The following is a 1627-nucleotide window of genomic DNA, read 5'->3' as shown; positions in this document are numbered from 1 at the left end:
GGTGGACGCCCGCGAACTGCTGCGCGGCGGGATCGTCGACGGTGTGGTACCCGAGCCCGAAGCGGGCGCGGACAGCGACCATCTGCTCGCGGCGCATGCCCTGCGTGACGCGCTGACCAGCACGCTGGCGGAGCTTCTGCCGCGGGATCAGATGACCCTCGTCACCGGGCGCAGGACGCGGTTCCGCCGGTTCGGCGCCGGCACGCTCACCCTGCTCGACGACGAGCTCGACATCGACCGGGACGACCTCGACGAAAAGGAAAGTGCCTGATGAGCCCGGTCCCATTGAACGGTGTCCCGCCGGTGCGGACGGCGGTTCCCAGCGCCGGTGAGCTCGACGAGATCATGACGGTACTCCGCCAGCAACTGCTCACCCTGAGCACGCAGACATCCCGGGTGCCCAGCCGGGTGCGGGCAGCGGCCGGCGAGGTCTTCATCGAGATTGCCTGGCCGGAGACGACGCCGTTGGCATCCGCCGAGCTGTTCGCGTCGGCCTCGGTACCGGTTTCGGTGCCGGCGCGGCAGGAACCGGCCCGCACCGAACCGGCCCAGCCGCCGGCCGCGCCGGTGGCGACGCAGGCCGGAGTGGACGCCGACGTCCACCTCCTGTGCGCCGCCACCGTGGGCGTGTTCTACCGGGCTTCCGAGCCCGGGGCCAAGCCGTTCGTCGTCGAGGGCGACCTGATCACCCGTGGCCAGCAGGTGGCGATCATCGAGGCGATGAAGCTGATGATCCCCGTGGAGGCGGACGCCTCCGGCCGGGTGGTCGAGGTCCTCGTGGCCGACGGCACGCCCGTCGAGCACGGTCAACCCCTGCTGGCGGTGGCCACGGCGAACGCCGACCGTCCGGACTCAGGCCGATGATCAAAAAAGTGCTGATCGCCAACCGTGGCGAGATCGCGCTCCGGGTCGCCCGCACCTGCCGCGAACTCGGTCTGGCCACGGTGGCGGTCCACTCCGCCGCCGACCGTGACTCGGCGGTTGTCCAGTTCGCCGACGAGACGGTGCAGATCGGGCCGGGGCCGGCAAAGGCCAGCTACCTCAACATCCCCGCCGTCATCGAGGCGGCGCGGGGCCGAGGTGCCGACGCCATCCACCCCGGCTACGGATTCCTGTCGGAGAACCCGGACTTCGCCGAGGTGTGCGAGGAGGAGGGCATCACCTTCATCGGGCCGCCGGCATCGGTGATGAGCCGTCTCGGTGACAAGGCCAGCGCCCGTTCGATCATGTTGGACGCGGGGCTGCCCCTCCTGCCGGGCAGCCGGGACGCGCTCGAACACGCCGACGAGGCGGCGGAGTTCGCCGCCGAGATCGGGTACCCGGTCATCATCAAGGCGGTGGCCGGTGGTGGTGGGCGCGGGATGAGCGTGGTGCACGATCCCGACGCGTTCCTGCGGGCCTACACCCAGACCCGAGCCAGCGCCCAGGCGGTGTTCCGGGACGGGCGGCTCTACGTGGAGCGCTACCTGGCGTCCGCGCGGCACGTCGAGGTCCAGGTCCTCGCTGACTCCTACGGCAACGTCGTCCACCTGGGAGCACGCGACTGCTCGCTGCAGCGCCGGCACCAGAAGCTCGTGGAGGAGAGCCCTGCTCCGCGGCTGCCCGCGCAGATCGTGGAGCGTATGTG

General features: G+C 71.0%; 2 protein-coding genes and 1 pseudogene. All 3 read left to right on the top strand.

The window, feature by feature from the left end; all coding sequences use genetic code 11:
* A pseudogene (locus tag DD1DGNOD_RS29735) lies at positions 1–271 on the top strand (acetyl-CoA carboxylase carboxyl transferase subunit beta); the annotation flags it as partial.
* Positions 271–864 carry an acetyl-CoA carboxylase biotin carboxyl carrier protein gene (locus DD1DGNOD_RS17800; RefSeq protein ID WP_206443272.1) on the top strand — a complete coding sequence of 198 codons (594 nt, stop codon included), beginning with the start codon at positions 271–273 and terminating at the stop codon, positions 862–864. The pseudogene DD1DGNOD_RS29735 and the gene DD1DGNOD_RS17800, both read left to right, overlap by 1 nt.
* Positions 861–1627: biotin carboxylase N-terminal domain-containing protein (locus tag DD1DGNOD_RS17795; RefSeq protein ID WP_131770657.1), on the top strand; the 767-nt coding region annotated here is incomplete at its 3' end. The genes DD1DGNOD_RS17800 and DD1DGNOD_RS17795, both read left to right, overlap by 4 nt.

The organism is Candidatus Protofrankia californiensis, assembly GCF_900634765.1.
Taxonomy (GTDB): domain Bacteria; phylum Actinomycetota; class Actinomycetes; order Frankiales; family Frankiaceae; genus Protofrankia; species Protofrankia californiensis.
This window is presented reverse-complemented; position numbering and strand designations above follow the sequence as displayed.

Coding starts and splice junctions, on each gene's coding strand:
- DD1DGNOD_RS17800 (WP_206443272.1), top strand. CDS start 271: ATGAGCCCGGTCCCATTGAACGGTGTCCCGCCGGTGCGGACGGCGGTT.